Source organism: Flavobacterium sp., from assembly GCF_043722275.1.
Lineage (GTDB): Bacteria > Bacteroidota > Bacteroidia > Flavobacteriales > Flavobacteriaceae > Flavobacterium.
Genome location: NZ_JAYSPC010000049.1, coordinates 23445 through 31089, shown reverse-complemented (window position 1 = coordinate 31089; position 7645 = coordinate 23445). Strand labels below are relative to the sequence as shown.

The window sequence follows — 7645 nt, the reverse complement described above, 5'->3', positions numbered from 1 at the left end:
AATTAAGACAACTCTTTTTTCAAGAATTGAGCTGTATAGCTTTTCTTAATTTTTATAATTTCTTCTGGTGTTCCTTTGGCGATAAGCTGTCCGCCGCCTTTTCCACCTTCAGGTCCAATGTCAATTATGTAATCTGCTAATTTGATAACATCCATATTGTGCTCGATAATCAAAATCGTATTTCCTTTGTCAACGAGTTTATTAATTACTTCCATCAACACTCTGATGTCTTCAAAATGTAACCCTGTTGTAGGTTCGTCCAAAATATAAAACGTATTTCCGGTATCTTTCTTAGACAATTCACCCGCCAGTTTGATGCGTTGCGCCTCACCACCGGAAAGCGTGGTGCTTTGTTGTCCCAAAGTAATGTAACCCAAACCAACATCCTGTATGGTTTTTACTTTTCTGTAAATCTTCGGAATCATTTCAAAAAACGGAACCGCTTCGTCAACCGTCATATTCAATACATCCGAAATTGATTTTCCTTTATATCGAATCTCCAATGTTTCTCTGTTAAAACGTTTTCCCTGACATGTTTCACATTCTACATAAACATCAGGTAAAAAGTTCATTTCGATTGTTCTAACACCAGAACCTTCACAGGTTTCGCAACGTCCGCCTTTTACGTTAAAACTAAAACGTCCGGCTTTATAACCACGAATCATACTTTCAGAAGTCATCGTAAACAGATTCCTGATTTCTGTAAAAACTTCGGTATAAGTCGCTGGATTAGAACGCGGTGTTCTCCCAATCGGACTTTGGTCTATATCAATTACTTTGTCAATATGTTCTAAACCTTCAATCTTTTTATAAGGTTGTGGTTTTTTTACACCATTAAAATAATAAGCGTTCAAAATAGGGTAGAGGGTTTCATTAATCAAAGTCGATTTTCCACTTCCTGAAACTCCTGTAACACAAATCATTTTTCCAAGAGGCAATTCTATTGAAACATTTTTTAAGTTGTTTCCCGTTGCTCCGGTTAATTTTAAAAACTTCCCGTTTCCTTTACGACGTTCTTTCGGAATCTCTAATTTCATTGTACCATTCAAATATTGAGCGGTAATTGTATTTGATTTTAAAGTTTCTGCCGGAGTTCCAATACTAATAATTTCACCTCCATATTTCCCGGCTTTCGGGCCTATATCAATAACATAATCAGCACGTTCGATCATGTCTTTGTCGTGTTCAACAACAATAACCGAATTTCCTATATCACGTAATTGTTCTAAGGAATGAATTAGTTTTTCATTGTCTCTTTGGTGCAAACCGATACTTGGCTCATCCAGAATATATAAAACACCAACTAATTGTGAACCAATTTGTGTTGCCAGACGAATACGTTGTGCTTCACCACCTGAAAGTGATTTTGAACTTCGGCTTAAAGCCAAATATTCTAAACCAACATTCATTAAAAAGTTCAAACGATCCTTGATTTCTTTGACTACTTCTGATGCAATCAAAAGTTGCTTGTCTGATAAATGTTTGTTTAAATCCTGAAACCAGATTGTCAAATCAGAGATATCCATATCACACAATTCAATAATATTTTTACCGTTGATTTTAAAGAATAATGCTTCTTTTTTCAAACGTGAACCATCGCAAACCGGACAATTTACTTCGTCCATGAAATCTTTTGCCCAACGTTTTATTGTTGTTGAAGAAGTTTCATCAAATTGATTTTTGATGAAATGTGATATTCCTTCAAAATCTATTTTATAATCGCGGGTAACTCCTAAATCTTTTGAATTGACAACGAATTTATCTTTCCCACCATGCAAAATCATTGTCATAGCTTCTTCCGGAATTTTCTCAATAGGATCTGTTATTTTGAAACTGAATTTTTCGCCAATAACTTCCAATTGTTTAAAGATCCACGACGATTTATATTCACCAAGCGGAGCAAAACCACCCGCTTTAATGGATAATTTAGGATTTGGGATAATCTTTTTAACATTGATTTCATGAACCGTTCCCAATCCGTTACAATGCGGACAAGCGCCTTTTGGAGAGTTGAAAGAAAATAAATTTGGTTCAGGATTTTGATAAGATATTCCCGTTGTAGGGCACATTAAGTTTCGACTAAAATAACGTACTTCGTTTGTATCCTGATCTAAAATCATCAATACATTTTCGCCGTGATGCATCGCGGTATTAATGCTTTCCGATAATCTTTTTTGATTGTCTTCGGTATCTTCAATCAACATTCTGTCGACTACAATTTCAATATCGTGGGTTTTGTAACGATCTAATTTCATTCCTGAAACTAAATCCTGAACTTCGCCATTTACACGAACTTTTAAGAAACCTTGTTTGGTAATTTGCTGGAATAACTCAGCATAATGACCTTTTCTGGCTCTAATAATTGGAGCAAGAATATTGATGCGTTTTCCTTTAAAATCCTGAATAATTAAATCCTTAATTTGTTCATCAGAATAGGAAACCATCTTTTCGCCAGTGTTGTAACTATAAGCATCAGCACCACGAGCATAAAGAAGTCGAAGGAAATCATATATTTCAGTAATAGTTCCCACAGTTGAACGCGGGCTTTTACTGGTTGTTTTTTGTTCAATCGCAATTACCGGCGAAAGTCCGTCGATTTTATCAACATCAGGACGTTCAAGCCCACCAAGAAACTGTCTGGCATAAGCCGAAAAAGTTTCAACATAGCGACGTTGTCCTTCGGCATAAATGGTATCAAATGCCAAAGAGGATTTTCCCGAACCTGATAAACCGGTAATAACAACCAGTTTTTCACGCGGAATAGAAATGTCTATATTTTTTAGATTATGAACTCTTGCACCAAGAACTTCAATAGTATTGTCTTTTTCTAACATAATTTTGAGCAAAACGCAAAGTTACCACTTTGATTTATTCTTTCCATGCTCGAATACAAAACTTTATGTTACAATTAGTAACAAAAAATGCCAAAAAAATAAACACGAATTTCACGAATTGTCACTAATTAGTTTGTGAAATTAATTTCACAAACTAATTTAATCTTAAAGATTAGTGCAAATCAGTGCAATTCGTGTTTTAAATTGATTAAAAATATTTTTAACCAGACTATAGAACCTAAGTTAGCGTTTTCTTTTTCTTGTTTCCATATATTCTTCAATGGCTTCTTTAGTAGTGTACCAGTTTCTACCTTCTTTATAAGCATCAATTTTACCTGTTCTGGCTAGTAAGCTTACATATTCCTGCCCGTATGGAGTACTTGGTTCACTAACTATATCTGATATTTTTTGATAATCATAAGTACTGCCCGGCATTGCATTTAAATAAATATTGAGCGTTCGTTCAAGTGCCTGACACATCAATAAAATTAATTTTTGATAATTGCCGGTATTAGCCTGATTAAGTGCTTCGTAGTATTTTTTTCTATCATTTTTCAAGATAATAGCGGGCGGAAAACCGCAACGCATCAATAATAAATTCATGCTTAAACGAACTGTACGACCATTTCCGTCAAAGAATGGATGAATCCAGACTAATTTGTGATGGTAAATTGTGGCAAGTTCTATATCGTTTAAACCTAAAGGATTTGTATTGACAAAATCAATCAATTCATCCAGATAATCTGAAACTTTACTGGCATTTGGTGGCATAAAATTAGCGCCTGAAATTCGAACGCCTCCGTTTCGTAGTCGTCCGGCAAAATCATCTTCGATAGAACGTAAAACTAATCCATGAATAGAGAGGATGTCAATGCTTCGTAAATTGTAATTATCATCAACAATTGAGTATAAATAATCAATTGCTTTATCGTGATTGTGGGTTTCAAAATGTTCCCGAAGCGATTTTCCTTTTATAGTAATTCCTTCCTGTATTACCATTTGGGTTTCTCGTAAACTCATTGTATTTCCTTCGATACTATTTGAATTGTAGGTCCATTCAAGGGATAAGCTTTCGCGAATTTTATGTAAAGCAATGTTTGGCAATGGTCTGCTGTTTTGCAAATCAAGCCTTTTTTGGTACAATCTATCAAATGTTGATTGAAATTCGGTTCGGTATGTTACGTCTATATTCCACATAACCCAAAGGTACGTCTTAATATCGGATATTAAAATTTTTTAACTCATCCGATATTAAGCTTATTCAATTGTCATGGATCTTAGTTTGGTTCTATAGGCTTCAAGTGCTATAGATTTGGATATAAATCCAAAATATTTATCATTTCGTAATACGGGAAGAAATGCTGTTTTAGATTTTTCGAATTTGCTCATTACGATTTCCATACTATCATCTGATGAAATTGTAGCGGCAGGAATTTTCATTACATCTTTTATCAAGGTATATTTAACGCGATAACTGTTGAATATAATTTCCCTGATATCATTGAAATGAACAATTCCTACAAGATCTTTTTCATTATCAACAACTGCAAAAACAACTTGATTAGAATGTGAAATAAGATCTACTAATTTACTGAGATTTTCTTCAGGATGAACCGTTAAATAGTCACATTGAATGATGGTATCAATGTCTAAAGTTGATAAAATATTAGAATCTTTATTACTTGTAAATGCATGACCTTTTTTAGCCAGACCTTTTACATCAAGAGAATATTTTTCGAAACGTTTAGAAATTGCAAAACTTATTGAAGAAACAATCATAAGCGGAATCATCAGGCTATAACCACCTGTAATTTCGGCAATTAAGAAAATTGCAGTAAGCGGAGCATGAAATAATCCGCTCAAAATACCTGCCATTCCTACCATAGTAAAATTACTAATGGGAAGTTTAGACAAGCCAATCATATTAATGAATTTTGCGAAAAAATAGCCCAGATAAGAACCTAAAAATAAAGAAGGAGCAAAGTTGCCTCCATTTCCGCCACTACCAAGAGTTAATCCGGTAGCAAAAACTTTTACCATCATTGTACATCCCACAAAAAGAAGTAAAACCCATTCATTATCTCTGAAATTTGCAAATAATGTATTGTCTAATAATTTTCCCGGATCAGATTCTGATAATGTTTTAATGCTTTCATAACCTTCACCAAAAAGTGTTGGAAATATAAAAATAAGTAATGCCAATAACGAAGATCCAATTAAGGCTTTTCTATAAGGACCCACTTGTAATTTTGAAAAATAATGCTCAACTTTTTGGAAATTTCGGGCGTAATAAACCGCAATAAAGCCAGTTAATAATCCTAAAAGAATGTAAAACGGAATATTATGATAATTAAAAGTTTGTTGTTGTTTGAAAGACAATAAAATCGATTCATCTAATAAAATAGCAGAAACCAAAGCTCCTGTCGCTGCAGAAATCATAATAGGAGTAAAGGCAGAAATACTGACATCCACTAATAAAACTTCGATTGCAAAAAGAACTCCGGCAATTGGCGCATTAAATGCAGCAGAAATTCCGGCAGCAACTCCGCAGCCAATAAGTAAAGTTCTGTCTTTGTAAGCTAATTTATAATTTTGGGCATAATTTGATCCAAAAGCCGCTCCTGTAATCACAATTGGGCTTTCTAAACCTGCCGAACCTCCTAAGCCAACCGTTAACGAACTTGTAACGATTTGAGCATACATTTGCTTTTTTGGGATAATACTTGCTTTTTTAGCAACAGCGTATAAAATTTGAGATGTACCTTTTTGAATCGATCCGTTCAGGACTTTTTTGACTACAAAAACCGTAAGCAAAATACCAATTATAGGTAAAATACTGTTTATGAAACTGAGTTTTAAAATTCCGTTAATATAGGTAGCAAACGAAAAAACGCTGTGAGCAAATGTTTTTAAAACAATCACAGCCAATGCGCAGGAAATACCAACCAGAACGCTAGATAAAAAAATAAATTGCTTTGGCGTCAATATAGATTGAGCCAAAGCAATAATGCTTTCAAGTTTTCGAAAAAATTTTCTTAACATTATCTCTTTAAAAAGTTAGGGATTACAAATTTAGCTTTAAACATTCGAATTTGTATACTTTTTCCAGAATAAATCTTTTTAAAATTTAAAACCCAACCGCCGTATCGTCTCCACGAAAATCTGCGCCACCTTCAAGATTGCTGTTAGGTAAAACCAAAATGCAATCAAGTTTACCAATTACAGGCGTAGTTTTTTCGTTGATTAAATATCCTTTTGCTTTCAGTTTATCTATAGTAATTGTGTCAAATGCATTAGGTTCAAACGTAATTAAATCCGGTAACCATTGATGATGAAATCGTGGTGCGTTTACCGCTTCCTGCATACTTAAATTGTATTCGTATACATTTAAAATGGCTTGCAAAACAGTAGTAATAATAGTCGATCCGCCTGGAGAACCTACGACCATAAATAATTTTCCGTTTTTCTCGACAATTGTTGGCGTCATTGAACTTAACATTCTTTTTTGCGGAGCGATACTATTTGCTTCGTTTCCTACTAAGCCAAACATATTTGGAGAGCCGGGTTTTGCGCTAAAATCGTCCATTTCGTTATTTAGAAAAAATCCTAATTCGTCACAATAATATTTTGATCCGTAACCATCATTAAGTGTTGTGGTGGCTGCAACGGCATTTTCCTTGAGCATCAACAATCGAATAGTGAGTAGTTTCGGTACTTTCATTAAAATTTACTTTTCCTTCTTTTATTTCTGATGATAAACTGGCTTTATTTACATTAAAAGTCGACATTCTGTCTTTTAAATAAGCATTGGACAATAACCCATTAATTGGAATTTTTACAAAATCAGGATCTCCTAGAAACTGGCTTCTATCGGCGTAAGCCCTTCTTTCGGCCTCAACAATTACCTGAATAGATTCTTCAGAGTTATGTCCCATCTTTGATAAATCATAAGGAGCGATCATTTTCATGATTTGCGCCAGACAAATTCCACCGCTGCTTGGAGGTGACATTGACGTAATTTTTAAATCCTTATAAGTAAATTGCAATGGTTTTCTCCATTTTGCCTCATAACTCGCTAAATCTTTAAGCGTAATAATTCCGCCTCTTTTTTGAAGATAATCTACTAATATTTTAGCCGTTTTACCTTTGTAAAATTCATCCTTTCCGTTTTTTAAAATTCTTTTCAGCGTATTGGCAAGTTCAGGATATTTGATTGTATCATTTTCTTTATACAAAGTTGCCAATGGCGTTTTATCACCATTTATTTTTATAATAGCATCCCGATAATCGTTTATGTTTTTTTCTTGTTTTTTGGTTACAACCACACCTCTTTCTGCTAAAGCAATAACAGGTTTCAAAATTTCAGACATTGGTAAAGAACCCAATTTTTTATGTACGGCAAAAACTCCCGCAATAGTTCCCGGAACACCAATTGCCAAAGCAGTTTCGGTACTTTTACCTTTTATAACATTTCCGTCTTTATCAAGAAACATATCTTTTGTAGCCGCTAATGGTGCTTTTTCGCGATAATCTAAAGAACCAACTTCGCCGTTTGCTTTTCGATAAACCATAAATCCACCACCGCCAATATTTCCCGCAAACGGAAATGCTACTGCCAAAGCCAATTCGGTACCAACCATTGCGTCAAAAGCATTTCCACCTTTTTGAATGATTTCTAAACCTACTTTTGAAGCTTCCTGACGTGCCGAAACGACCATTGCTTTTGTGGCGACCAATCCGGTTGGTTTTGCGGTTTGCTGAGCAAAACTGTAAATAGAAATAAAGCTGAATAAAAAGGCGATTTTTTTCAT

At 34.4% G+C, this 7645-nt stretch carries 3 protein-coding genes and 1 pseudogene; all 4 read right to left on the bottom strand.

Going from position 1 to position 7645, the window contains the following annotated elements; genetic code table 11:
* Nucleotides 1–2: 2 nt before the first annotated feature.
* Nucleotides 3–2834, bottom strand: coding sequence for an excinuclease ABC subunit UvrA (uvrA, locus tag ACHZDT_RS06850; RefSeq protein WP_394773887.1), 2832 nt, complete (start codon nucleotides 2832–2834; stop codon nucleotides 3–5).
* 243 nt (nucleotides 2835–3077) lie between these two features.
* Nucleotides 3078–4031 (bottom strand): Fic family protein, encoded by a 954-nt coding sequence (locus ACHZDT_RS06845; RefSeq protein WP_394773886.1) that lies wholly within the window; start codon nucleotides 4029–4031, stop codon nucleotides 3078–3080.
* Nucleotides 4032–4091: 60 nt separating this feature from the next.
* Entirely contained in the window at nucleotides 4092–5876 is a 1785-nt protein-coding gene (locus ACHZDT_RS06840) for a chloride channel protein (protein ID WP_394773885.1), read from the bottom strand.
* An 85-nt stretch (nucleotides 5877–5961) separates the two neighbouring features.
* Nucleotides 5962–7645, bottom strand: a pseudogene (gene ggt, locus ACHZDT_RS06835) (gamma-glutamyltransferase).

Excerpts from the sequence above, each read along its gene's own strand:
- ACHZDT_RS06840 (WP_394773885.1), bottom strand. The coding sequence starts at position 5,876 with ATGTTAAGAAAATTTTTTCGAAAACTTGAAAGCATTATTGCTTTGGCT.
- ACHZDT_RS06845 (WP_394773886.1), bottom strand. The coding sequence starts at position 4,031 with ATGTGGAATATAGACGTAACATACCGAACCGAATTTCAATCAACATTT.
- uvrA (WP_394773887.1), bottom strand. The coding sequence starts at position 2,834 with ATGTTAGAAAAAGACAATACTATTGAAGTTCTTGGTGCAAGAGTTCAT.